The sequence below is a fragment of the Acidaminobacter sp. QWL-03 genome (assembly GCF_058683855.1).
This window is the reverse complement of the sequence record NZ_CM178752.1, coordinates 1,612,338-1,636,429: the sequence shown is the minus strand read 5'-3', so window position 1 is coordinate 1,636,429 and position 24,092 is coordinate 1,612,338. Positions and strand designations below refer to the sequence as shown.

At 48.6% G+C, this 24,092-nt stretch carries 25 protein-coding genes, 1 riboswitch and 1 other annotated feature; of the genes, 19 read left to right on the top strand and 6 right to left on the bottom strand.

The window, feature by feature from the left end; all coding sequences use genetic code 11:
* Nucleotides 1-76 precede the first annotated feature (76 nt).
* Complete coding sequence (locus tag AC4PHM_RS07485; RefSeq protein WP_492020279.1) at nt 77-922, top strand: 2-oxo acid dehydrogenase subunit E2; 846 nt, start codon at nt 77-79, stop codon at nt 920-922.
* Nucleotides 923-1,162: 240 nt separating this feature from the next.
* Here the strand turns inward: AC4PHM_RS07485 and AC4PHM_RS07480 are convergent, their stop codons facing one another.
* Entirely contained in the window at nt 1,163-2,644 is a 1,482-nt protein-coding gene (locus tag AC4PHM_RS07480) for an amidase family protein (RefSeq protein WP_492020278.1), read from the bottom strand.
* A gap of 194 nt (nt 2,645-2,838) precedes the next feature.
* Here AC4PHM_RS07480 and AC4PHM_RS07475 point away from each other — a divergent pair, with 194 nt between their 5' ends.
* The 6 genes from AC4PHM_RS07475 to AC4PHM_RS07450 all read left to right on the top strand — a co-directional run bounded on the left by AC4PHM_RS07475 (nt 2,839) and on the right by AC4PHM_RS07450 (nt 8,037).
* Nucleotides 2,839-3,495: a flavin reductase family protein gene (locus tag AC4PHM_RS07475; protein ID WP_492020277.1), complete on the top strand. Its 657-nt coding sequence runs from the start codon at nt 2,839-2,841 to the stop codon at nt 3,493-3,495.
* Nucleotides 3,495-3,980, top strand: coding sequence for a permease (locus AC4PHM_RS07470; RefSeq protein ID WP_492020276.1), 486 nt, complete (start codon nt 3,495-3,497; stop codon nt 3,978-3,980). The genes AC4PHM_RS07475 and AC4PHM_RS07470 overlap by 1 nt, the downstream gene beginning before the upstream one ends.
* Nucleotides 3,981-3,991: 11 nt before the next feature.
* Nucleotides 3,992-4,582, top strand: coding sequence for a permease (locus tag AC4PHM_RS07465; protein ID WP_492020275.1), 591 nt, complete (start codon nt 3,992-3,994; stop codon nt 4,580-4,582).
* 204 nt (nt 4,583-4,786) lie between these two features.
* Nucleotides 4,787-4,892, top strand: a riboswitch (SAM riboswitch).
* A gap of 82 nt (nt 4,893-4,974) precedes the next feature.
* The gene (locus AC4PHM_RS07460) at nt 4,975-6,267 is read left to right on the top strand and encodes a homocysteine synthase (protein ID WP_492020274.1); all 1,293 of its coding nucleotides are present in this window, start codon (nt 4,975-4,977) and stop codon (nt 6,265-6,267) included.
* Nucleotides 6,268-6,452: 185 nt separating this feature from the next.
* Nucleotides 6,453-7,370 (top strand): homoserine O-acetyltransferase MetA, encoded by a 918-nt coding sequence (metA, locus tag AC4PHM_RS07455; RefSeq protein ID WP_492020273.1) that lies wholly within the window; start codon nt 6,453-6,455, stop codon nt 7,368-7,370.
* A 109-nt stretch (nt 7,371-7,479) separates the two neighbouring features.
* On the top strand, nt 7,480-8,037 hold the full coding sequence (locus tag AC4PHM_RS07450; protein WP_492020272.1) for a nitroreductase family protein: 558 nt from the start codon (nt 7,480-7,482) through the stop codon (nt 8,035-8,037).
* A 143-nt stretch (nt 8,038-8,180) separates the two neighbouring features.
* Here AC4PHM_RS07450 and AC4PHM_RS07445 read toward each other — a convergent pair whose 3' ends face one another.
* Nucleotides 8,181-8,585, bottom strand: a complete 405-nt coding sequence (locus AC4PHM_RS07445) for a DUF4332 domain-containing protein (protein WP_492020271.1) — start codon at nt 8,583-8,585, stop codon at nt 8,181-8,183.
* Between the two features lie 324 nt (nt 8,586-8,909).
* Here AC4PHM_RS07445 and AC4PHM_RS07440 point away from each other — a divergent pair, with 324 nt between their 5' ends.
* Together AC4PHM_RS07440 and AC4PHM_RS07435 are read left to right on the top strand one after the other, a co-directional pair.
* Nucleotides 8,910-9,536 (top strand): acetate uptake transporter, encoded by a 627-nt coding sequence (locus AC4PHM_RS07440; protein WP_492020484.1) that lies wholly within the window; start codon nt 8,910-8,912, stop codon nt 9,534-9,536.
* Between the two features lie 174 nt (nt 9,537-9,710).
* Nucleotides 9,711-11,375: a SulP family inorganic anion transporter gene (locus tag AC4PHM_RS07435; protein ID WP_492020270.1), complete on the top strand. Its 1,665-nt coding sequence runs from the start codon at nt 9,711-9,713 to the stop codon at nt 11,373-11,375.
* Nucleotides 11,376-11,665: 290 nt separating this feature from the next.
* Here the strand turns inward: AC4PHM_RS07435 and AC4PHM_RS07430 are convergent, their stop codons facing one another.
* Together AC4PHM_RS07430 and AC4PHM_RS07425 are read right to left on the bottom strand one after the other, a co-directional pair.
* A complete protein-coding gene (locus AC4PHM_RS07430; RefSeq protein WP_492020268.1) occupies nt 11,666-11,815 on the bottom strand; it encodes a hypothetical protein in 150 nt (49 codons plus the stop codon).
* Between the two features lie 93 nt (nt 11,816-11,908).
* Nucleotides 11,909-12,147 (bottom strand) — a binding site (T-box leader).
* Between the two features lie 119 nt (nt 12,148-12,266).
* A complete protein-coding gene (locus AC4PHM_RS07425; RefSeq protein WP_492020267.1) occupies nt 12,267-12,617 on the bottom strand; it encodes a cytochrome b5 domain-containing protein in 351 nt (116 codons plus the stop codon).
* A 233-nt stretch (nt 12,618-12,850) separates the two neighbouring features.
* On the opposite strand from AC4PHM_RS07425, the gene AC4PHM_RS07420 reads away from it, so the two are divergent.
* From AC4PHM_RS07420 to AC4PHM_RS07405, 4 genes are all read left to right on the top strand, one after another.
* Complete coding sequence (locus AC4PHM_RS07420) at nt 12,851-14,383, top strand: helicase HerA-like domain-containing protein (protein ID WP_492020266.1); 1,533 nt, start codon at nt 12,851-12,853, stop codon at nt 14,381-14,383.
* A 40-nt stretch (nt 14,384-14,423) separates the two neighbouring features.
* On the top strand, nt 14,424-14,993 hold the full coding sequence (locus AC4PHM_RS07415; protein WP_492020265.1) for a prolyl-tRNA synthetase associated domain-containing protein: 570 nt from the start codon (nt 14,424-14,426) through the stop codon (nt 14,991-14,993).
* A 74-nt stretch (nt 14,994-15,067) separates the two neighbouring features.
* Nucleotides 15,068-15,883: a DUF1835 domain-containing protein gene (locus tag AC4PHM_RS07410; RefSeq protein ID WP_492020264.1), complete on the top strand. Its 816-nt coding sequence runs from the start codon at nt 15,068-15,070 to the stop codon at nt 15,881-15,883.
* 12 nt (nt 15,884-15,895) lie between these two features.
* A complete protein-coding gene (locus AC4PHM_RS07405; RefSeq protein ID WP_492020263.1) occupies nt 15,896-16,564 on the top strand; it encodes a HutD/Ves family protein in 669 nt (222 codons plus the stop codon).
* Between the two features lie 107 nt (nt 16,565-16,671).
* On the opposite strand, the gene AC4PHM_RS07400 is transcribed toward AC4PHM_RS07405, so the two are convergent.
* Both AC4PHM_RS07400 and AC4PHM_RS07395 read right to left on the bottom strand, forming a co-directional pair.
* Nucleotides 16,672-17,727, bottom strand: coding sequence for an asparaginase (locus AC4PHM_RS07400; RefSeq protein WP_492020262.1), 1,056 nt, complete (start codon nt 17,725-17,727; stop codon nt 16,672-16,674).
* A 24-nt stretch (nt 17,728-17,751) separates the two neighbouring features.
* The gene (locus tag AC4PHM_RS07395; RefSeq protein ID WP_492020261.1) at nt 17,752-18,258 is read right to left on the bottom strand and encodes a GAF domain-containing protein; all 507 of its coding nucleotides are present in this window, start codon (nt 18,256-18,258) and stop codon (nt 17,752-17,754) included.
* A gap of 193 nt (nt 18,259-18,451) precedes the next feature.
* On the opposite strand from AC4PHM_RS07395, the gene msrB reads away from it, so the two are divergent.
* From msrB to AC4PHM_RS07365, 6 genes are all read left to right on the top strand, one after another.
* Nucleotides 18,452-18,913, top strand: coding sequence for a peptide-methionine (R)-S-oxide reductase MsrB (gene msrB / locus AC4PHM_RS07390; protein ID WP_492020260.1), 462 nt, complete (start codon nt 18,452-18,454; stop codon nt 18,911-18,913).
* A gap of 20 nt (nt 18,914-18,933) precedes the next feature.
* Entirely contained in the window at nt 18,934-19,365 is a 432-nt protein-coding gene (locus tag AC4PHM_RS07385; RefSeq protein ID WP_492020259.1) for an NUDIX hydrolase, read from the top strand.
* 486 nt (nt 19,366-19,851) lie between these two features.
* The gene (locus tag AC4PHM_RS07380) at nt 19,852-21,315 is read left to right on the top strand and encodes an alanine/glycine:cation symporter family protein (RefSeq protein ID WP_492020483.1); all 1,464 of its coding nucleotides are present in this window, start codon (nt 19,852-19,854) and stop codon (nt 21,313-21,315) included.
* A 186-nt stretch (nt 21,316-21,501) separates the two neighbouring features.
* Nucleotides 21,502-22,164, top strand: a complete 663-nt coding sequence (locus AC4PHM_RS07375) for a DUF6557 family protein (RefSeq protein WP_492020258.1) — start codon at nt 21,502-21,504, stop codon at nt 22,162-22,164.
* A 91-nt stretch (nt 22,165-22,255) separates the two neighbouring features.
* The gene (locus tag AC4PHM_RS07370; RefSeq protein ID WP_492020257.1) at nt 22,256-23,290 is read left to right on the top strand and encodes a hypothetical protein; all 1,035 of its coding nucleotides are present in this window, start codon (nt 22,256-22,258) and stop codon (nt 23,288-23,290) included.
* A 68-nt stretch (nt 23,291-23,358) separates the two neighbouring features.
* Nucleotides 23,359-24,090, top strand: a complete 732-nt coding sequence (locus AC4PHM_RS07365) for an HD domain-containing protein (protein ID WP_492020256.1) — start codon at nt 23,359-23,361, stop codon at nt 24,088-24,090.
* Nucleotides 24,091-24,092: the final 2 nt, after the last annotated feature.

Below are 24,092 nucleotides of genomic sequence, written 5' to 3'. Positions count from 1 at the left end.
TTTTTATTATTATAGTTTCATAATCAAAGTTTCATAATCAAAGTTCAGTGAATATGCAGTTCGAGGAGGAATCCCCATGCCGCGTTCTGATGGCCGCCACATTAAAAGTCTCAGTCCTTTCGTAAAAATAATGCCCTATATCATGGAACGCAGAAGCGATGCCTTGATCTACCACAAGCAAACCCTTGTGACGGAGCATATAGATGACTATATTCACTCCAAACGTGAGAGCGGCGTCAAAATGAATTATATGCATGTTTTTATTGCGGTTTTTGTCCGCGTCCTGGCACAGCGGCCTCAAATCAACCGCTTTGTCATGAATGGCCGCTATTATGCCAGAAACCATATTTCAATCTCTATGGCCGTCAAGCGCTCCCTGCATGATGATGGTGAAGAAACCACGGTAAAGTTTATGTTTACTGGTAAAGAGTCCATTTTTGAAATTGCTCAGATTGTGGATGATGTCATTCGGGAAAATCTTGGGGAAACGCAGAACGAGACAGATCAATTGGCGGCAAAATTCATGTCATTACCCGGTCCCTTGGTAAAAGCAGCTGTAAGGACGGTAAAATGGCTTGATCGGCATAATCTCATGCCGTCGGGGATTGTTAAAGCCAGTCCGTTTCATACAAGCTTGTTTTTTACCTATTTAAAGTCGATCAAGCTCGATTATATTTATCACCATCTCTATGATTTTGGAACCACCGGTGTCTTTATTGCCCTGGGCAAAGTCAAAAAAATGCCTATCGTAGAAAATGATGTTGTCGTAGAAAAATCCGTCTGTGAGCTTGGGTATGTCTTGGATGAAAGATTATGCGATGGTCTTTATTTCGCCAACACGTTCAAGCTGGCGAAAAAGTACCTCGAAGATCTGACGCTTCTCGAGTCGCCCCTGGATGCAATTAAAGAAGATGTGGAGTAATGCAGCACTTGAGTGATAAATGAGGAAGGCCGTCACGGGGGGTGACGGCCTTTTTTAAGTGGGGGGACGCGGACAACTTTTGAGTTGGTCACGCGGACGGTAATATTTTTTGTGCCAGAGCATGTGATAATAATTCTCACTGCGGCCAAAAGTGAACGATTATATTACAAAACCGTTACCGTCCGCGTCCCCAAATTCGTTTTTTATCGCGTCCCCAACCTTCCCCAACCTTCGCCAACCTTACTTTTTTTCTAAAACAGGTGGTCTTCTAACCCTTGTCGCCTGCTCAAACCCGTAAGCCGCCTCAATCAGGACGGGTTCACACCATGGCCGGGCAAAGAGCTCCATACCCACAGGCACCCCAATTGGCGCCGTGTCTGTAGGTTCGGAGAAGCCGGCAGGCACTACGACAGAAGGGAAGCCGGTCACAGCCCCAAGAACCCCGTTTCGATCCACCTGTGAGCCCCCGACGGGCACCACCAGGCACTTTTGATGCGGGAAGACAATCAGATCGAGGTCATGCTGCGCCATGAGCGCCAAAACCTGATCCTGAAGCTGTCGACGAAGATCCATTCGTCTGCGGTAGTCCTCGCTCTCGGTGGACAGTGTCACCGCGGTTTTTAAATTCTCTTCTATGCCCGGATCGTATAGGCCACTCTCTAAAAGCGCTTCAAGGGAATGATATGGGGATTTGCCGCCGAGCCTCTCAAGATATGAACCAAGATCCCGCTTCAAGTCGTAGAGGTGAACGCTGGTTTCTGAAATGAGCCTGCCCGAATCCAGGGTGACGTCCAGTTCGACCAGGTGCGCGCCTTTTGCTTCCAAGACCTTTAAAGCTTCAGTCATGACGCGATTCACCGGCTTGTGCACTTCATCGCTTCCGAAAAAGCTTCTCAGGACACCTATAGTTTTACCTTGCAGCCCGTCAGACTTCAAAAAAGCAGTATAGGACGCCTCAACCGGACTATTGCCGCGGGACAGCGCCGTCAGCGGATCCAGGGGATCATAGCCTGCCAGGATATCCAAGGTCTTAACCGCGTCTTCCACCGTCCGCGTCATTGGCCCTGCCGTATCCTGTGTCAATGAATAGGGCACTATGCCGCTGCGGCTCACCAGCCCCAGTGTTGGTCTGAATCCCACCAGACAGCAGGCACTCGCTGGTGACCGAACAGAATTCACGGTATCTGTCCCAATGCCAATCACGCCAAAATCTGCGGCAATGCCCGCCCCGGTGCCGCCGCTGGATCCCCCAGGCGTTCGTGTCAGATCATAGGGATTCAGTGTCTGTCCCAGCACGGAGCTAACCGTTTCACCCCATACCGCGAACTCGTGCAGGTTCATTTTGGCGAGAATGACTGCCCCTGCCGCCTGCAGCTTTTTCACAATCCAGCCATCCTCATCCGGCGTCACCCCCAGAAGCGCTTTACAGCCAGCAGTTGTGGGCATAAAGCTGGTATCCACGTTGTCTTTCAGCAGCACCGGAATCCCATGGAGCGGCCCCGTCAGCCCATCCTTTTTAAAAGCCGCGTCCAGCGCCTTAGCCTGCTTCAGGACCAGCGGATTTACTTGAATGACCGCGTTGATCTTTGGCCCCTGCTGATCATAGCGCTCGACCCTATCAAGATACATGCGGACAAGGGCCTCACATGTCAGCCTGCCTGTTATCATAGCCTCATGTAGGCGTTCAATAGTCGCTTCCAAAAACTCCTTCTCCAAATTCAAACGCTCCGCCTCCCGGTTCAATGGTTTAAGATCATTATACACCCCTTGATTGTATATTAAACCGTTGCCGAGCGACAATCCGAGGTGGGACTTATGTCGCTTTTTTGAAATCACAATACAATTTGGCGTCAAAAATGGTATATTGTTATAATGTAACCAGTGGTTACGAAAGCTTTAATTTCAGGAGGCCCAAGATGCAAAAGGAAGTATTCAAAGGGAGCATCCTTTTTGGACCCGTTCCGGTGGCCCTTGTCACGACCATCGGCGAAAAAGGGGAACCTAATGTGTTTACGGTGGGGTGGATTGGTGTTGCTTGCACGAAGCCGCCCATGCTGTCTATAGCAATTCGAAAGGAGAGAGTGTCCCACGCCAATCTGATGCGTCATCCGGAATGTGTGGTCAATCTGCCAACACGGGAAATGGTGCAGTCGGTAGACTTTTGCGGTGTCAGAAGTGCATCTCAAGTCGACAAGATTGCGCATTGTAATTTTGAACTTGAACCTGGCATCGCGGTCAGTGTGCCCTCGATACGGTCATGTCCCATAGCCCTGGAGTGTGTGGTGCGCAGTGTGACACCGCTGGGGACCCATGACCTGTTTCTCGTCGAGATATTGAAAAACAAGGTGGATCCGGCACTGATCGATGAGGAAGGCAAGATTCATATGGAGAAAGGAAGTCCCATCACTTATCTGCACGGAACCTATTACGCGCTTGGGGGGAAGCCAATTGGCAGCTTTGGCTTTTCCGTTGCCAGGCGCAAGGCGGCCAAGGAGAAGGTCAGCCACCTGCTGAAGCCTTCCAAAAAGACATCCGGTGACAAGGCAAAATCAAAGAAAGGCAGGTCATTGTGATGCAAACCTGGATCTTATATTTGACCTCTTTTGGGCTGTTGGCATTTTCCTGGCAGAAAGACAAGAAAAAAACCAAAATGGCGCTCAAAAAAGCGCTGAAATCCTTCGAAAATATATTGCCTCAGATTTTGGGCGTCATCACCCTGGTCGGCATTATGCTGGCGCTTATAAATCCTGAGGTGATCAGCCGCTTGATCGGAGGAGACTCCGGTTGGATTGGCGTGACAGCGGCGGCACTGGTCGGCGGGATCACGCTGATCCCAGGCTTCATTGCCTTTCCTACAGCGGCTATGCTGCTGGAGCGCGGTGCCGGCTACATGCAGATTGCGGCTTTCATTTCATCCCTGATGATGGTCGGCGTAATGACATTTTCTATTGAGAGTAAGTATTTCAGCAGGAAAGCGGCATTAATCCGGAATGTGTCTGCCTTCGTTTTTTCTTTCCTGGTCGCCATTATCATTGGAAAGGTCATGGGTGAGTTTTAATGGAGGAGAAGATGAAGCAAAACACAAATCAAGGACCGGGTCAGGGCCCGGGAGGTCAGCCACCCCAAAAGGTGCCGCTGATCAAACGGTATGCCTTCTTCCTGGTGACCGCTGCACTTCTCATTGTGTTATACCTGGTCAGTCCCACCCAGGGCGAAACTGCGGCGCTAATGACAGGCAAAAGTCTGCTCGAAATGCTGACCATCATTCCGCCAATCTTTCTGCTGCTTGGACTATTGGACGTCTGGGTGCCGAGAGAACTGCTCATCCGCCATATGGGTCCCGGCTCGGGACTGCGCGGCGTGCTGCTGGCCATCCTGATTGGTTCTGCGGCTGCCGGACCGCTCTACGGCGCGTTTCCGGTCGCAGCGGTGCTCATGAAGAAGGGCGCGGGCTTTAAGAATGTCATGATTTTCATGGGTGCCTGGTCCACCACTAAAATTCCGATGGTCCTTTTCGAGATCACCTCACTGGGGAAAACTTTCGCGTTGACGCGGCTGATCGCAAGCCTGGCGGGTATTTTCATCATCACACTGGTGGTAGACCGCATGCTCACCCCAGAGGAAAAGGCAGGTATATACGCGAAGGCGGCGGAATTCTAGGAAAGGAAACTGGGTGTCAGACACCCGGTTTCACTCTTTTTGAATCCGGGTGTCTGACACCCAGTTTCCGCTGCCCTCCAGTTTCCGCCGTCAGATTCTGCGTACAATATAACCAAAATTCGAATTGGCAGAAAATTGTCGAAATTTCAGTTGACGTCCTAACTGCCAATATGCTAAGATTCAATTCAACCAAATATCGAGACACTCTTATCAAGAGCGGCGGAGGGACAGGCCCTGTGAAGCCCGGCAACCAGCAGTCATGCATGGTGCTAATTCCTGCAGCGAAAGGTTTTTCGCTGACAGATGAGTGAGGATCCGACCATGTGATTATCGACCTCTTTCATCAAAGGGGTCTTTTTATTTGGAAAAAATCATAAAAAGGAGTAATGAATATGACAGACACAGCTTACAGATTCGAAACCCTTCAGGTCCATGCAGGTCAGGAACCGGACCCGGTCACAGGCTCCAGAGCCGTGCCCATTTATCAAACCTCGTCCTATGTCTTCAGGGATGTGAACCACGCTGCAGATCTCTTTGCTTTGAAAGAATCTGGCAACATCTATACGCGCATCATGAACCCTACGACGGATGTCCTTGAAAAGCGCATCGCGGCCCTTGAGGGCGGCATTGGTGCGTTGGCGGTAGCCTCCGGTTCCGCGGCAGTCACCTATGCCATCATGAACATCGCGCAGGCGGGAGACGAGATTGTCTCGGCGGCGACCCTCTACGGCGGCACTTATAACCTTTTCAAGCTGACTTTCCCTAAATACGGCATCGTGACCCGCTTTGTGCAGCCGGACGACCCGGAGAACTTCAGAGCAGCTATCAACGAGAAAACGAAAGCGATTTATATTGAGTCCATCGGCAACCCGGGCATCAACCTCATCGACTTCAAAGCCGTGGCGGCCATTGCCCACGAGCACGGACTGCCGCTGATCGTGGACAATACCTTCGCGACCCCATACCTGTTCAGGCCTTTTGACCATGGGGCGGACATCATCATCCACTCGGCGACGAAGTTTATTGGCGGCCATGGGACGACCATCGGCGGACTGATCGTGGACTCGGGCAAGTTTGACTGGGCGGCTTCCGGGAAGTTCCCGGGCCTGACTGAGCCGGATCCGAGCTACAACGGCATTCGCTATGCGTCGGATGTCGGGCCTGCGGCGTATATCATCAAAGCCAGAGTTCAGCTCCTCAGGGACACCGGCGCCTGCATCAGCCCGTTCAACTCGTTCCTGCTGCTCCAAGGCCTTGAGACATTGTCGCTGCGCGTGGAGCGCCACGTCGAGAACGCCCAGAAGATTGCCAGATTCCTCGAAGCCCATCCGCTGGTCAGTTGGGTCAGCCATCCTGATCTGGAGAGCAATCCGTACCACGGCCTTGCGAAGACCTACTTCCCGCGCGGCTGCGGCTCCATCTTCACCTTTGCCATCAAGGGCGGCCTCGAAGCGGGTGTCAAGTTCATTGAAAGTCTAAAGTTGTTCTCGCTGCTTGCCAATGTGGCAGACGCAAAGTCCCTGATTATCCACCCGGCCAGCACGACGCATGCTCAGCTGGATCCGGACGCCCAGAAAGCGGCGGGTGTCACGCCGGATCTGTTCAGGATTTCGATTGGCATTGAAAACGCCCAGGATCTGATCGAGGATTTGGATCAGGCTCTGAAGGCGGCGCTGAACGCTTAAAGTGCTGCTGCCGATGGTCGCGAAGCCGAAATACCCGAGTTTCGAAACCATCGGCAGAAACGGCTTTTTCAAGTAAGACGCACAAAACACATTTAACATTCAAACCTGCATTCTGCCGCGCGATCGCCTTGACTATGGCCAATCACCAGCGCGGTGACTTCAGTTAAATTTTAGGAGGCGACTCTATGCCTGTCATCATTCCAAACGATTTGCCCGCCGCGAGTATCCTTGCGGCTGAAAATATTTTTACCATGACGGAGTTTCGTGCAACCCACCAGGACATACGACCCCTTCGCATTGCGATCCTGAACCTGATGCCGACCCGCGAGACTACAGAGACGCAGCTCCTCAGAGTACTTGGAAATTCACCAATACAGACGGAGGTCGTCCTGGTGCGGCTGGAGTCCCATGACTATAAGAACACGTCCTCTGAATACCTGGACCGCTTCTATGTCCCATTTTCCCAGATTGAGCATCAGAAGTTTGACGGGCTGATCATTACCGGTGCGCCGGTCGAAAACCTGGAATTTGAGGAAGTGGGCTATTGGCCGGAGCTTGCTAAAATTTTGGACTGGAGCCGGCACCACGGGTTTGCCACCCTCCACATTTGCTGGGGGGCCCAGGCGGCTTTGTATCAGCATTATGGTATACCTAAACTGCCTCTGGCTGAAAAGTGCTTTGGTGTCTTTGAGCATAAGGCAACAGTACAAAACTGCAAGCTGATGAGGGGCTTCGATGACGTCTTCTGCATCCCGCAGTCCAGACACACTACCGTCAGTGAAGAGGACATCAGCAGGATCGATGACCTTGAGATCGTGGCGACGTCTGAAGCGTCTGGGATTGGTCTGATTGTGTCCAAAAATGGAAGAGAAATTTATGCAACAGGGCACTTGGAATATGACCCGGAAACCCTGGGGGCTGAATATTTTCGAGATGTGAACAAAGGCTTGGATATCCAGCCGCCAGCCAACTATTTTCCTGAGAATGATCCTTCTCAAGCACCTGTAGTCCGGTGGCGAAGCCACGCCCATCTGTTCTTCTCCAATTGGCTGAATTATTTTGTCTATCAGGAGACGCCATACAATCTGGATGAGATTGAATAAACCTTTGTCAGGCTTTCTGGTTCGGCAGATTTCATCCTGGGTATTAATATCTGAAATTGGAGAGCTATACTTCAGATGAGACTATTAATTGAATCGGGGAGGTTGAGCAATGAATTATGCATTTCAAATGCTGATGAACCGGCGATCTGTACGAAGCTACAGACCTGATCCGGTGCCTAAGAATGTACTCGAGCGCATCATGGAAACCGTTGTTTTTGCGCCGTCTGCAAGAGGCGCTCAGCCCTGGCATTTCAGCGTTGTGACAAATGCGGAAATTTTAAAGCGGATCAGCGGTGTGAACCGTGACATCGCGCTGGCTTCAGGAGATGAGCGTCTGAAGGCCGGTGCTGAAGACCCTAATTTCAGCAATTTTTATAACGCGCCAGCAGTCATATTTATTTCGGCACCAGAAGCCAAACATGCCCTGGCGGATTGTGCCAATGCTGCCGTCTACGCCAGTTTGGCGGCAACCGCTCTCGGTCTGGGGTCGTGCTATATTGCTTCCTTCAGGCCGGCTTTTGAATCCGAGCACGGACCAGAGCTGAAAGCATTGATGCAAATTCCAGAAGGGCATCAGCCGCTCTATGCTGTTGCCGTGGGGTATACCTCAGGCGTCGAGCCCAAAGCGGCACCGCGAGTGCAGAGCTCAGTGTCCTGGATTGGTTGATTTCAGAGGCGCCACTATGATTTGAAGGCTCAGTCGAATACGAGTCATTGGGCAAAAACCCTTGTTGTGTTCTTCAGCCCCCAAAATTAAAGGCATTGGAAACGGCTTATTTGTCCGTTTCCAATGCCTTTTTCACGCTTCGGTTAGTGTGAGACGACCTTTGGAAGCTCTTTGGCTTGAGTAACCCAATCTTCCACTTGCTTAAGAACAGGTAATTTCCTGACTAAATTTTTGGCTTCGTTGACCTCGGTCATTTTGGTGAGGAGATTTTCAGGCTTTCTCTGAGCCAGCTCGGGAACCGTGTCAACGCCAGCGGCTTCAAGCAATTCGGCATATTCGCCGCCAATGCCTTTGACGCGCATCAGGTCCACATGATTAACCCATTTTAGAATGAGCTTCTCAGAAATGTCACATTCTGCTGCGAGTGCGGCTCTCCCTTTCTTTGTAGCGCCTTTTTCCATCAGTGCTGAAGTAGAGCTGACGCCCGCTGCTTTCAGTTTCTCTTCAAAAGCTTCTCCAACGCCTTCAATGATGCTGAGTGATGCCATAACTACACCTCCAAAATGTATTTGCCTTATTCTTACTACAAATTTAGGCGGTTGAAACATAATATTATTATTTGTAACCTTTATCCCGAAAAAATCTTTTATAAAATCATAAAAAAATGCAAATGTTTATACCGTTATTTAGCAGTTTTCACTTGTTATTTCTTAAACATTATGAGATGATAGGGAAGCAGAATTCGTCGCGCTTCTTGTTCTTGAGAGGCGTCTTTTTCTGTCAAAGTATACGAATAAAGGAGGGAACGTTTTCATTCGCTTACAAGACGAATGAAACGGAAATGAGTGAGCAAACAAGAAGTACAGTCAGTGATGGTTAAGGTCGCGGATCCAAGCGCGCTAGGTCTTTTTGGCCTTGCAATGGTAACGCTGGTAGCATCAACCCAAAAGATGGGTGTCACTACAGGCCTTTCCTATGTTATCCCTTGGGCAATCTTTCTTGGTGCCTTTGCGCAGTTGATGGCCGGTGTTTTCGATTATAAAAAAGACAATCTTTTTGGCGGCACAGCTTTTTGCGCTTATGGATTCTTTTGGCTTGCGGTGGCATCCAGCTGGCTGATAAATCTCGGTGTTTTTGGTGAAACTTTGAAAGGCGCTGTCGACACACACCAGCTTGGTTACGCGTTTTTCGGCTATCTGATTTTTTCTGTGATCATGACCGTTGGCGCTACGCAAACCAACAAAGTACTTTTGCTTGACTTCATTTTTATCGATCTCCTTTTCATTGGTCTCGGCTTCAGCACCCTTGGCATAGCAGAGCATACAATGCATAATCTCGCAGCATACTCCGAACTTATTATTTCCTTCATTTCGTTCTATGGCGTCGCAGCAAATGTTATCAACCACCAGTTTAAGCGCGTCGTGCTTCCTGTTGGAAAGCCAGTCAAATTTGGTGCTGCAAAGAAAGCCGTTCTCTCCGAGACTGGCAGCAAGGCATAATTTTTAAAAAGTGTTACGCTGTATACATGATATAGAATGCATGATTCAATGTAACATCGAGTCTATTTTAAATTCATAGCTTGAGCGGCTTTTCAGCGGCTTACAGGAAATGCGGTTGAAAGTCCTTGTCGGAGTTTCAGCCGCATTTTTTATTTTGAAAAGAAGGTGCCTAATGTGTCCGTTTTTACCCCCAAATTATTTACAACTTTAAAGAGCTATACCAAGGAATTGTTTATAAAGGATTTGACAGCGGGCGTGATTGTTGCGATCATAGCTCTTCCGTTGTCCATAGCGCTGGGCATTGCCTCCGGCGTTACACCTGAGCAGGGTTTGTTCACAGCTATAATCGCCGGCTTCCTGATTTCAATGCTGGGCGGAAGCAGGGTGCAGATTGGCGGTCCGACCGGCGCGTTCATGGTTATTGTGTATGGTATTGTCATGGAGTTTGGCATGAATGGCTTGATCACCGCTACCCTTATGGCAGGCGTCATGATGATGGCCATGGGATTTTTTCGGCTTGGGAGTATTATCAAATTCATTCCTTATCCTATTACGACAGGATTCACTACCGGTATTGCAGTCACTATTTTTACATCGCAAATCAAAGACTTTTTAGGTCTTCAATTAGAACATAATCCCGCGGAATTTCTTGAGAAAGTTTCAGTCTACGCGGAACATATAGATACAGTAAATTGGGGCAGCGTCATAATTGGCGCGCTGTCACTGGCAATTCTTATCTTTTGGCCCAAAGTAAGCCGCAAGGTACCTGGGAGCCTGATTGCGCTGATTGTGGCCACCATAGTGGTTCAGGCTGCGGGGATGGATGTCGCGACCATCGGCTCAACCTTTGGGGAATTGTCTTCCAAAATCCCTACGCCTCAGATTCCATCCATATCCCTGCCAGAAATGAGAATGCTGATTGGACCAGCCTTGACCATTGCGATTTTGGGCTCTATTGAGTCCTTGCTGTCGGCAGTGGTGGCGGATGGCATTATTGGTTCGAAACACCGCTCCAATATGGAACTTGTGGCTCAGGGCGTCGCAAATATTGCTTCAGGCCTCTTTGGTGGCATCCCGGCGACGGGCGCCATTGCCAGAACTGTGGCGAATATCAAAAACGGCGGTTCGACACCGGTTGCAGGTATGGTGCATGCGGTGGTGCTGCTGCTCATCATGCTCCTCTTCATGCCGCTGGCTAAAATGATCCCGCTCGCGGCGCTTGCGGCGATCTTGATTATAGTCGCCTATAATATGAGTGATTGGCGTGAGTTTGTCGAATATTTTCATGCCCCAAAGAGCGACCTCCTGGTCCTCTTGACAACTTTTTTCATCACGGTGATCTTTGATCTTGTTCTGGCCATTGAGATTGGCATGGTTCTCGCCGCGTTCCTGTTCATGAAGCGTATGAGTGATGTCGCTGAAGTCAATGCTGTGGTTTTGGATTCCGGCGAAGAAACTGACCAGGATACTGAGAGCCGGGGAAGAGCGGGGCTCAGCTTCAGGGAAGGGCTGACCCTTCCTAAAGGCGTCATTGCTTACGAAATAAACGGGCCGTTTTTCTTTGGCGCAGCGGATAAGTTTATGGACAACCTATCGGATCTGGATGCCCATGCCAAGGCGGTACTGTTGATTATGACCAGAGTGCCGGCCATGGACGCGACAGCGCTGTTCGCTTTCAGATCTTTTAAACAGATGTGTAATCGCCATAAAGTAGCGCTGTATATCATAGGCATCAATGAGCAGCCGTGGTCAGTGCTGGAAAAAGCAGGTGTTATTGAAAAAGTAGGCGCGGAACATTTTCACCCGAATTTGGAGTCGGCGCTGAAGGCAATTGGATAATTGGAGTGGTAGGCGGTGTCAGCGGCTTCAGCCTGTTGGCCCCCGCTTCCTTGAATCACCCACGACTGAAGTCACGGGTGTGCGCGGTCATATAATCAGATTATCAAAAAAAGCAAACGACCTTAAAGCATTTACTCGCTTTAAGGTCGTTACTCGTTTAAGTCATGCATCTCGCGGCTAATGTCGCCTAAAAGATCTGACACTTTGGATACCTCCCTGATTCGTACTAAAACACACTGTTACGCCAATGAATTCATAGGGATAAGTAATGGGTACCTCAGCGAAACATTTTAAAAAAGATCGTCCATGCGGCCTGCGCCAAAGAAATTTAAAGTGGTTTGCATTTCATAGAGGTATTGTGCTTCTGTCAAAGCTGTTTCTGTCAATTTTGTTTCCTTCACGGTTGAATACTCTTCATAATTTAAGCTGTCTTGATACATAAATCTTCCTCCTCATTGTTGTTTGATGGGTTTTGTTTGATTATTGAGACTGGACCTTGCATAATCCAATAAAAAAGCCCCTGCGCATCTCTGCACAAGGGCGTTTTACCGCGGTACCACCTTGTTAGTACGCGCATTGACGCGTACCACTCTGTGCTCGTTTCCTTTGAAAACAAGCTTCCTGTAACGCCGGACAGCGGAATCAGCCTACTCTTCAAATTTCAGCTGTTCACTCCAGAGGGATGTTCAAACGGGAATCAGTACCGGCTCTCAGCGCCGCCGGCTCTCTGTGACTGAAGGCTCTCGTCTTCGTTCTCTGTCATCGATTTGAATATTATAAAATGTACAATATCAAGAAATCGGACAAAAGTCAACGCTATTTACGAAAAATTCCGAAAATTTAGAGGCCTTCCACAAAAATTTTATAAAAAAGTTTGCCGATGGTTCCCAGTCATTCAATAAGCGTTCCTATCACTGGCAGGCCTTTCAGTTTTGATACGCCGTGAGGAGAGATGGTCTTGATCTCTTCAGTCAGATCCTGTCCGGCTTCAAAGCCGTTGTGGTCACCATTTTTCCAAAAGGAGACCTTAGTGACATCATAGATCACGCCATCCACTGCAATATACGCAGGCTGACCATCTTTGCCATTGAAAGCGCTGAGCTCATCTGCGGTCATTTCAACAGGCTCAGCGGCTGGTTCCTCAGTGCTTCCCGCAGGCTGAGAGCAGGCAGTGATTAAAACCAGGGACAGCAGCACCAGTCCCATCAGCATCCAGGTACGACTTTTCCTAAAGTGTTTCATAACAACGCCTCCTATCCCTATATTAAGCGCATGTCGGATTTACATAAGAAAGCCAGAAGAGACAGATTAGAATTATGCTATAAATACCCATTGATAATCGTTTTCAATCGATTATTTTATACTGCATTATGCTATAATGACAGAAAGAATTGGAGAATTATGGTCGTCACAGTGAGCGGCCCCAGTACTTTGGGGTGGTCACCCGCATCAGAGCCGCAGATAAGGGAGAGGGAATGATGACACAGCAACATTTATGGATTGCCAAAAACGAGCTTGAACTTCATCTCAGAGCAGAAATGGCAAACCGGCATGGCTTGATTGCCGGTGCCACGGGGACGGGAAAAACTGTAACACTTATGGTGCTGGCAGAAGCGTTCAGTGAAATTGGCGTCCCGGTTTTCCTTGCCGACGTCAAAGGTGATTTGTCAGGAATGAGCGAACCCGGCGAGGCAAAGCCCAAAATTACCGAGCGGATTCAGAGTCTGGGAATCGAAGGCTTCGAATTTCAATCCTCACCTGTAAGATTTTGGGATGTCTTTGGAAAGCAAGGACACCCGGTTCGTGCCACAGTTTCGGAGATGGGACCTCTGCTGATCTCCAGACTGCTGAGTCTGAATGAGACTCAGAGCGCCATCCTGAATATGGTTTTCAGAATCGCGGATGACAACGGGATGCTGCTGCTGGACCTCAAGGACCTCCGAGCTATGCTGCAATACGTCGGTGACAATGCATCAGAATTCACCACTCAGTACGGCAACATCAGCAAAGCGAGCGTAGGCGCAATCCAAAGGGGAATTCTTGTCCTGGAAGAGCAAAACGCGGAGCATTTTTTCGGTGAGCCTTCACTGGACATCAAGGATCTGATGATGACAGCACAGGATGGCCGCGGGGTAGTCAACATTCTGGCAGCGAATGAGCTGTATCAATACCCTGCGCTTTATTCGACCTTCCTGCTTTGGATGCTGTCTGAGCTGTTTGAAGAGCTGCCTGAGGTTGGAGATCTTGAGAAGCCTAAGATGATATTTTTCTTTGATGAAGCCCATCTTCTGTTTAAAGAGGTTCCCAAAATCCTGCTCGACAAAATTGAGCAGGTGGTGCGACTGATTCGTTCCAAGGGTGTCGGTGTCTACTTCATCACTCAAAATCCGGTTGACATACCGGATACGGTACTCGGTCAGCTTGGAAACCGTGTTCAGCATGCCCTCAGGGCGTTCACCCCTAAGGATCAAAAAGCTGTCAAAGCCGCAGCGCAAACCTTCCGCGTCAATCCGGACCTGGATGTGGAAACTGCAATTCTCGACCTGGGTGTCGGAGAAGCACTGGTGTCCTTCCTGGATGAAAAGGGCAGACCGTCAGTGGTTCAGCGCGCCTTTATCCTTCCGCCTAAGAGCATGATCGGTCCTGCGCTGCCTGAGAAGATTCAGAGACTGATCGATACGTCCGCGCTCCATGGACGCTATGAAGAAGCCATGGACAGGGAGTCCGCCTATGAAATTTTGATCAGACGGGCACAGCGGCTGAAGGAAGAAGAGGCTCAAAAGGAAGCCTTGGAACAGGAGCTCGAGGAACGCAAGGCAGCTTTTGAAGAGGAAGAAAAGCGCAGCAGGACAACTCGTAATACGACGAGGTCCCAAGCAACAACACGAAGAAGATCGTCGGACACACCTATGGAAAAAATGGCCAAATCCATGATGACCTCTGTTGGCAGGTCACTTGGAACACAGCTCGCGAGAGGTCTTCTTGGATCCATATTGAAGGGCAAATAGGAGAGAATCGGTTGGCGCGCTCAAGTGGGAGATGGTTTTAATGACCATCGGCCTAAACACGCTCCGGTTTTGGATTTCAAATGAAAGGCTGATGATAAAAGTGACGAATGAAGAGCGTTCTCAAAAGGTGTTTGACGCCTTGGAAGCAATGGATCTCAAGTATGAAGTGTTTTCCCACCCTCCGGTGGCGACGGTGGATGAGGCGAAGGATCACTGGGGCCATATTAAGGGATCGAAGGCCAAAAATCTTTTTGTCAGGGATCAAAAGGGCAAAAAGCACTATCTGATAGTTCTTGAGCAGGACAAGCCTCTGAATATGAAGTGGTTTTCAGAGCATTTTGGTCTGGACAAGCTCAGTTTTGCTTCTCCGGAGCGCATGGAGAAGTATCTGGGACTGCAGCCGGGCTCGGTGTCGCCCTTTGGCCTCATCAATGATGCCAATAAGGAAGTGATGGTCTATATTGATGAGGACGTCATGAAGGACGGTTTTGTGAATTTTCATCCCAACATCAATACCATGACCCTCAATATGGCGAGTGAAGATTTTAAAAAATTCCTTCAGGCGACCGGCAACAAAGTCCAATTTGTGTCGATTCATATGAGTGAGTAATAATCATAAATGTGCCGATGGTTGCGAAACGAACCTGAGTCATGCGGCCGCAGAAACGGGGTGGACAGATGAGCATGAATATTCACATCACTTTTAGCGAGCCCGCCGCGGCCAGTCTGAGACAAGCGCTGCAGCCAAACAAGTGCGACAAGATCCTGAGTCTGACAGAGGATTTTTCAGTAGGGCCGGTCACGGCACTGGATACCATTCAGGGCTATATGGACCGACGCGAGTGGATGAGCGGCTACTATGCCACGATCTACGAAGGCTTTGACGAACTGGACTATGAAGAGCAAATGGTCAAATTCCATGAAAAGCTGTATTTTATTCCAAATGATACCTCGGTTATTCTTTGGCACGGTATGAATGTCAACGACCAGGTTGCGCTTCGCTATGTGACCTCGATTCTCTCCAGGGAAAACGTCGCCTTATATGAAGTCGATGTCTCTGCCATTGAGACCCGGGATGCACGACGGGGGAAATATATCCCAAGCGCTTTGTCACAGCTGGATCCGCTTTGGCTCACCCTGCTTCTGGATCAAAGGATTGCCATGACAGACCAGAGACTCGTAGATCTGATGCTGGACTGGGATCGCCTTGTCGAAACCCGAAGTGTGCTGAGATTTCTCAGCGAAGGTGAGATCATTGAGGCGGATGAGGACTATTTTGACCACTGGATCTCCTGCGCCATTGACCATAAAACCGTCAAGCTGACTGACGTTCTGAGGCGCGTTCTTGAGAAGTCGGAGTATCCGGTGACTGAGAGCTATGCATTGTATAGGATTTTCCATCTGCAGGAGACGAAGCCGATCCGTATTCAAGGCAATACGAACTGTCTGGATCTAAGCGGCATCAAGTTAAAGCTGACCGGTACATACCTGAAGCGTTAGGGGCGTTGAGTAATGATTCAAACCGTATTGATTAAAAAAGAGCAGATGACTGCCAGTCGATGGTCGGGTGGAACCACCACACAAATCGATCTTTTTCCCGAGGGCTCCAGTTATGGGTCCCGCGATTTTCTTTTCAGAGTCAGCAGCGCGACCATTGAGGAAAGTCCATCTCAGTTTACAGCACTGCCTGATTATCAGCGCTGGATCACCATGCTGAGCGGACCAGTCCTGCTGGAACATGGACAGGAGTCTGACCCGGAGGTGCTTGAAAGACATGAACTTCAGCCCCTTGAGGTGCACAGCTTTGACGGGGGGACGCCAACCAAATCCGTCGGTGAGGCAAGAGACTTCAATTTGATGCTGCGCAAGGGTTTGGTTGGGAATATGTCGTCGTTGACAATAGGTCCCGAAACGGAATTGAATTGGATTGAGACGTGGTTGTCTGAATGCAGTCCTGAGACCCTGGGGCATCTTGCGGTGTATTGGCCTGAAGGCACACCCGTCACTGAAAAAGCCACAGTCCCAGAAGGGGCATCGCTGCAAGTTGTATTTGATTCCGGCAAAGTTCTTTTAAACCAGGGGGATTACCTCAGGCTCAGCGGCCCGGTAAAAGCACTTAAGGACACTCGGTTATCATTGGATGCAGACATTAGCGTGCTGCTCCTTTACATGGAAACTTAAAAAGACCGCACTCGATAGTGTGACTGCAGCATGTACGATCTGCAGTCCGCTTCCGGGTGCGGTCTTTCGCTGTTTATTTGAGGCGGCGTCATAAAAGGAAGCTGTGTCTACTGCATGACCTTGTCACTATTCGGCGACCAGGTGGCATCAAAGTCAAAATCCTCTTCGGGATCGATGCACTCCAAATGACCTATGATTTCTTTTCTTTGGTTGCGCAGCAATGGTTTGCGGTGATAAGAGAGCGCCTCCAATTCGGATTCTGAAAGAGCGCCCATGCGCGACAGTAAATCAATAATAACGGGATCAATTGCTCTGTAGGAGCCGTCTTCGATTTTTAAGACTAAAGCAATGCCTTTTGACATGAGACTGACACAATAGACAGACTCAGCGCCGAGCTTGGCGAGAATGCGGCCTTGAGTGGCCTCCATGAGATTGGTATCCAGACGCTTGGTGCCTGCGACAAAGAACGGCGCCTTTGTCATGGCGGATGCGACAGTTTTCGCAGCGCTTAATGCAATACCTTCGAAGTAGGCCTCCGGCAGACTGAGGCGGGCATAAGCCAGCGCCATGTTGTAAAGCGGCAGTTCAAATACAGGGACACCGCACCCGTCAATGGCGATGCCAATATCCTTTTCCTCCATGGAGACGGCATGGGCAATGGATTTCAGCATTTCTTTCTGTACTGGGTGATCCTTCATGATGTAGTTTTCCAGCGGCCACCCTTTCATAAGGCAAAGCGCCAGCATGCCGCTGTGTTTGCCGGAGCACGGGTTTTGCAGCTGGGTGAAGGCGTCGCCGCGGCCAATTGTTTCAAAAGCCGCTTCGAGAAGCATGGGCTGGGCAGCGCCGCAGTCGAGAGCGGATTCGTCGAGCCCCATTTTATGCAGCAATCCCAGAGCGGTTTGGACGTGGCGGGGTTCGCCGTTGTGACTGGCGCACAGCAGAGATATTTCCTCCGTGGTCATGGAAAATTTTTCGGCAGCACCAGCTTCAAGGGTTGGCATAGCTTGAAAAGGTTTAGCTGATGATCTCCAGAACGTCCGCTTCATTGGATCGCCCTTATGGGCCAGTATACGGCCAGAGACATCTACCAGGACCCAGTCGCCGCGGTGAATGGACTCGATACGACCGCCGCGGATGACGCTCACTAATGGTTCAGACATGACTTTTCCTCCTCGTTTAATGAATCAGCGATTCAACACCGTTTGCCAGTCGATATGACTGGATAAGAGCTTCGCGATTTTTTCAAAACCGAGCGCATCCTCTTCGTCAAAACGGTTAAAGAGCGGGCTGTCGAGGTCAATGACGGCTACCGTGTTTCCATTCAACGTAATGGGCACGACCAGTTCTGAGTTGGAAGCGCTGTCACAGGCAATATGACCTTCGAAAGCATGAACGTCAGGCACCAGTTGTGTCGCCTGCAACAGTGCCGCAGTACCGCAGACACCCTTGCCAATTTCAATTCGGACACAGGCAGGCTTTCCCTGAAACGGCCCCAGGATCAGTTCCTGGTTTTTCATAAGATAAAAACCAGCCCAGTTGATATTTTTAAGAAGGGCGTTGAAAAGAGCGGAAGCGTTTCCAAGTGCTGAGCACCAGTCCTGCGCTTCGTCCAGATAGGCCTTAAGGCGAACAGCCATAAAATCATACATTTGCTTTTTTGTTTGAAATTCAATGCTTTCCAGCGGTTTCAATAGGATCCCTCCATAGTGCAAGTCTGGTTTTAGTATAACATTTTTGCTTCGAATGTTCATTTTGTGAATATCCTTTTTATGTTTTTGAAGGTACAATTTTGGGCATATACTAAACCAATCCATTTCGGAATGGATTGTCTATAAGTGAGGCGCTCTCCTGATTACAAAACAGACACAAAGGAGTTGATCCACCGTGAATAAAAATGAAATAATTTTTGATCCGGTCCAGATAGAAAAAAAGAAACAGACTTTGGAGCCCCATGTCTTTCAAGTCACTCAAAAAAACGGAACAGAAAGCCCTTTTAACAACGCGTTCTGGAATTTTTTCGAAAAGGGGATCTATGTGGATATAGTATCAGGTGAGGTGCTGTTCAGTTCACTTGACAAATTTGACTCCAGCTGTGGATGGCCTAGTTTTACAAAGCCATTGGAACCGGATAATGTCATTGAAAAAACAGACCGGTCCCATTTCATGATCCGGACAGAAGTCAGGAGCAAGCATGCGGATTCTCACCTCGGTCATGTCTTCAATGATGGACCGCCGCCGCTGGGTACCAGATACTGCATCAATTCAGCAGCACTCAGGTTCATACCTGTGGATCAGTTGGAGCAGGAAGGGTATGGAGAGTATAAATCCATTTTTGATAAAAAATAAACAGACAAATGGAGGTCGTTATGATCGAAGCGCGGAATCAAAATGAGATAGGCTTTGGTATTGCTCTCAGAGCTGCAATTTTTCATCAGGGTAAAATTCTCTTGCTGCTGAGAAGCCGCCCGAGCAAAGGGGAAGATGGTTTCTGGGAGCTCCCTGGCGGACGGATGAATTTAGGCGAGTGTTATGAGGAGGCAGTCAAAAGGGAAGTCTTTGAAGAAACCGGATTAAAGATCCGTGTTCTGAGGCCTTTGAATGTGTTTGACGCAAAGCGGGATATTGATACACAAGTCGTTGGGATCACTTTTTTGTGCAACCTGGAAGACGACGACATGGAGGTACTTTTGAGTGATGAGCATCTTGACTCAGAGTGGGTAAGTTTTGACCGCATCAGCACGATGAAAGTCATTCCGGGTCTTAATAAGGAAGCTGCACGCTGGAAGATCAGCGAATAGGGCTGAGAAGACCGGAATTGGTCTTTAGAATGCGCTTTAGTGTGGTTTTCATAGTCAAAGATATAATTTTGTCGAAATTATTAAATAATTGTAACGGTGCAAATTGTTATAGAAACTGAGGAATTACAAGAATATTTTGTATAAGCGAAATAATTGCCTTGGAACTAAAAATTAATAGGTTACAAATTGGTTAAACTAAAAAATGCGACGAATACCAAAAAAACACCATGGTCAATCAAATATTTCAAATGGTTAAAAAATTATGAATTAATTACAAGTTGATGTCTTTCTCAATTTGAAAAACTTCAAAAAAACGCATAAAAACTTAAAAAACGCTGGATTTTCATCTGTGAATTTTCAGACAGATGAATCCTTTAAATTGACACAGTTTCACCGCTTTGATACCATGATATCAGGTTTAGTGAATTGCGGGATGAACTAAACCAGACAAACTGTCAAACTGAAGGAGGAATTTATTTGGATTTAATGGCTATGGTCAATGCGGCGAATGGTATAATCTGGTCTAACGCACTCGTTTATCTTTGCCTCGGCGCAGGTGTCTACTTTTCCGTTCTCATGAGATTTCCTCAAGTTCGACACGTAAAACGTATGGTCAAGCTGCTTATTGGCAATGAAGCGTCCGAAACAGGCGTTTCTTCCTTCCAGAGCTTCGCAATGGCGCTCGGCGGCCGCGTAGGCACTGGTAACATTGCCGGTGTTGCAACTGCGATCGCAATGGGCGGTCCTGGCGCGGTTTTCTGGATGTGGGCAATCGCATTCCTCGGCGCTGGCTCAGCTTTTATTGAAGCAGCATTGGCTCAAGTATGGAAAGAAGAAGTCAACGGCGAATATCGCGGCGGCCCTGCTTATTACTTTGAAAAAGGTCTTAACGCCAAGTGGTACGGCATCACTTTCGCAGTTGCCGTCGTCATTTCATGCGGCCTATTCCTCCCGGGTGTACAGTCCAACAGTATCGCTACTGCACTTGAAAGAGCATTTGGAATCGCGCCAGCGGTTTCCGGTGCAGGTGTAGTCGCACTCCTCGCCTTGATTATCTTCGGCGGAGTCAAGCGGATTGGTAAAACTGCAGAATTGATCGTGCCTTTTATGGCGATCGGCTACATCATTATCGCTCTTATAATTATCGTTGTTAATATTGGTCAGCTTCCTGGTGTTATGTCTCTCATCTTCCGCTCTGCTTTCGGTATGGACGCAGCTTTCGGTTCCATTCTAGGTTCTGCTATCATGTGGGGCGTCAAGCGCGGCGTCTACTCCAACGAAGCTGGTCAGGGCACTGGTCCTATGGCTGCTGCGGCGTCTGAAGTCGATCACCCAGCAGAGCAAGGTCTCGTTCAGGCATTCTCAGTCTATGTCGACACACTTTTCGTTTGTTCTGCAACTGCGTTCATGATTCTGATCACTGGCATGTACAACACAGTTGGCGCTGATGGGGCCTACATTGTTGAGAACATTCCGGGCGTGGAATATGGTCCTGTTTATACGCAAATGGCTGTGGATACGCTGATCCCGGGCTTTGGCTCTGCGTTCGTCGCTGTTGCCCTGTTCTTCTTCGTTTTCACGACATTGATGGCTTATTACTACTATTCTGAGTCAGCAATTGCTTATTTGTTCAGAGGCTCAAAAATTGACAAGAAATACGTCTTCTACGGCGCGATGATTGTGTTCCTCTTCATGACGTTCTATGGCGCAGTTAGAACCGCTGACCTTGCTTGGGGTCTGGGAGACATCGCAGTTGGTATGATGGCATGGCTCAACATTATTGGCATAATCATTATGACCAAGCCTGGACTTCTCGTTCTCAAGGACTACGAAGATCAGCTCAAAGCTGGCATCGTAAAGCCTACCTTTGATCCTAAGAAACTTGGCATCAAAAATGCAGAAGTTTGGGATGCCATCAATAAGAGAAAAGCGCTTAAAAGAGCGAAGTAAATACTCTGACAGTAGTAAATCGTATCATCCCGCAAAAGGGGTCCGTCACTGGACCCCTTTTTCTTTTGGGTACGCCCTGCACAGATGTACTCTCAATGATAAAGTTTTAGTTTTAGAATTTGCTGGACACTCCAGCATAGTTTATAATGTAGGAAGGGTTTCAAAAAATTTCGGGAGGTTTAAGCAATGGCGCAAAATCCTTTTTTGGCACGGATGGAAAAAATGACAGATGATCAACTCCGCGAAGTGATCTGGATCCAATATGCAGATTATACGGAGGAGGCCCTTGAAGCCGCTAAAGCCGTTGCAGCTGAAAGAGGCATCTTCTCGGAATCAGAGGCTGAAGAAGCAGTGACAGACTCTATGTCAGAGTATCAAGTGCCTGAGACTTTTCAAGCGTGCATAAAAGCAATTGATTTCAGGGCAGTGGAGAAAAAACTCTATGGCACTTTTAAAGAGCCGGATAAGGCTGTTGACCAGCTGCGGCTGGTGTATCAGCATTTGATGACACTGGAGCCCGAAACAGTCGAGCCGCCGGTGTACTTATTTCTGGCGCAGTTGACCAGCGAATATGTCGGCCGCTATCCGTTTGATGTCTTTGGCATCGAGGAAGGCACGGATGAGCCTTTTGGGCTCGAAATCATGCCTTGGAAGGAATGGCTGGGATTAAAGGTCTATGAAAAAACCAGAAGCTTCGTTGAGCGTCTCGGTTTAGACGAGTTTGTAGCGCTCTGCTTAAGAAAAATGACAGTTCTTGGCTATACTGAAGAGGAGATCGAGGCTAAAGTTGCTGAAATGAGTGATTTTGATTTCAATTTGGATGAAGACGAAGACGAGGATGAGGCCTAGTAATCGATCTGATTCGGCTTCAATTTGTAATCTAAGATCAAGGTCTGCTTAAGATTCTCATGGTAAACTTTAGTCATAAGGAGGCTTTCCTATGTTGAAATTTAAAAACTACTTTGATCTTAAAACGACCTCTGTCCTTGCAGTGGCAATGCTTTCAGCAGCTGCGCTGACGGCCTGCGCGCCAAAAACTGAGACGCCGCCCGTGGATCAGGCGCCGCCCAGTGAAGTTGAGACACCCTCCAATGAAACACCTGTCGGTTTAAGTGAGGCAGAGCAGCAGCAAATCCTTGAGTCCTTCAAGCAGTCCATTGCCGAGAACTCTGGCATTGAAGGGATGGATGCGCTTGCTGTAATTCTGACAGACCAGATTGAGTCGCTTTCACCGGAATACACTGAGCGATTTCTCAGCTTGTTCGAGACGGCCCAGATAAAAGCCCTGGAACAAGATGAGCGTTACGGCGGAGTGAGTGACGGATTGGCAGCCAAGCTTTATGAGGACAAACTATTTGCCAAAGATGACTTGACCAAACTGATGGATGATCCGAAAAGTATTGGTGACGTGGCTTTAACAGAGGAGATTCAAGGATATAAGAATGCCTTTTACACCATAGAAACTCAAGAGGGGATGTATTATCTGGTTGTGGATTACAACAACTATTTGGCGTATCAAGCACAAGTCGGTGATTGGTATTCTGAGTACCTTAAAGTTATGGCAAGAGAGTTATCCGCTAAAACTTTCAGCGACGCGGCTATGGTGATTTCACTTGATGAAATGTGGGAAAGGGTTACTGCTGCGGAATCATTGTTATCCCGGATTCAAAACGAAACGTTATCCGTTGAGCTGGAAGAGTCTCATCAAAGATTGCAGCAATACTTTGTTATGATGATGAACGCATTGATTTACGGCGGTAATAATACACCTGTCTACGCCTATGACACAAATGCTATGAGTGAAGAACGGATCACATTTTATGAATCTCATGCCTTTAGTTCCGAAAGTCCAATCTATAACGCGTTTGAAGCCTTTAAGCAGATCGCCCGTGAAGATGGCTACAAGCTGTCTGATCGCGTCAATGCCGCCAGGACCACTATTTTTGATGTTGTAGAAGAGACATATTTGCAATAAAGGCGTAAAATTCCTATTTCAGTAATAGTTCCACCATCTTGTGAATTTTGAGTTAGGAGACCATCGGCATGAACCAAACGACAGCTATTCAACGAAAAATGGCGCAGTTGCCTGCTGCAGAGATCAAAGGTATTACCGAGCAGCAATACGAGGACTTGCTGTGGATGATGGTGGAAGAAGCTCTATCCTGTTCCGCTCATGACATTGATCACGTCAGGCGCGTTTACAAGCTGGCGCTCCGCATTGCCGGACATTACCCTGAGGTTAATTATGAGGTGCTGATTCCCGCAGTGCTCCTACATGACATTGGCAGGCGAGAGGAAGATCTGGATCTGACCGGTCGGACAGATCATGCAATTGTAGGCGCTGCAAAGGCCAGGGCAATACTTGAGCACATGGAAATTCGTGAAGAAGTCATCTGTGAGATTCAAAAGGCCATAGTGACGCACCGTTACAGAAGCGGACAAGGGCCAGCTTCCCTTGAGGCGGCAATCCTTTATGATGCGGATAAACTGGACGCCATTGGGGCAGTTGGCATTGCGAGAACGTTTATGATGGCTGGACAGGAAGGCGCGAGGCTGTACAGGAAAGTCGATCTGGAGACATACACCGCTGAAAATTTAACTGAGAACGGCAGAATCCAGAATCAGGAAGACCACGCACCCAACGTTGAATATATGGTCAAACTCAAACACATCCCTGACAGACTTATTACAGAGGCGGGAAGGGCTTTGGCGCGTGAGCGGGCAAGTCTCATGAAAGACTTTTTCGATGCCCTGGACCGGGAGATGGGCGAATAGGA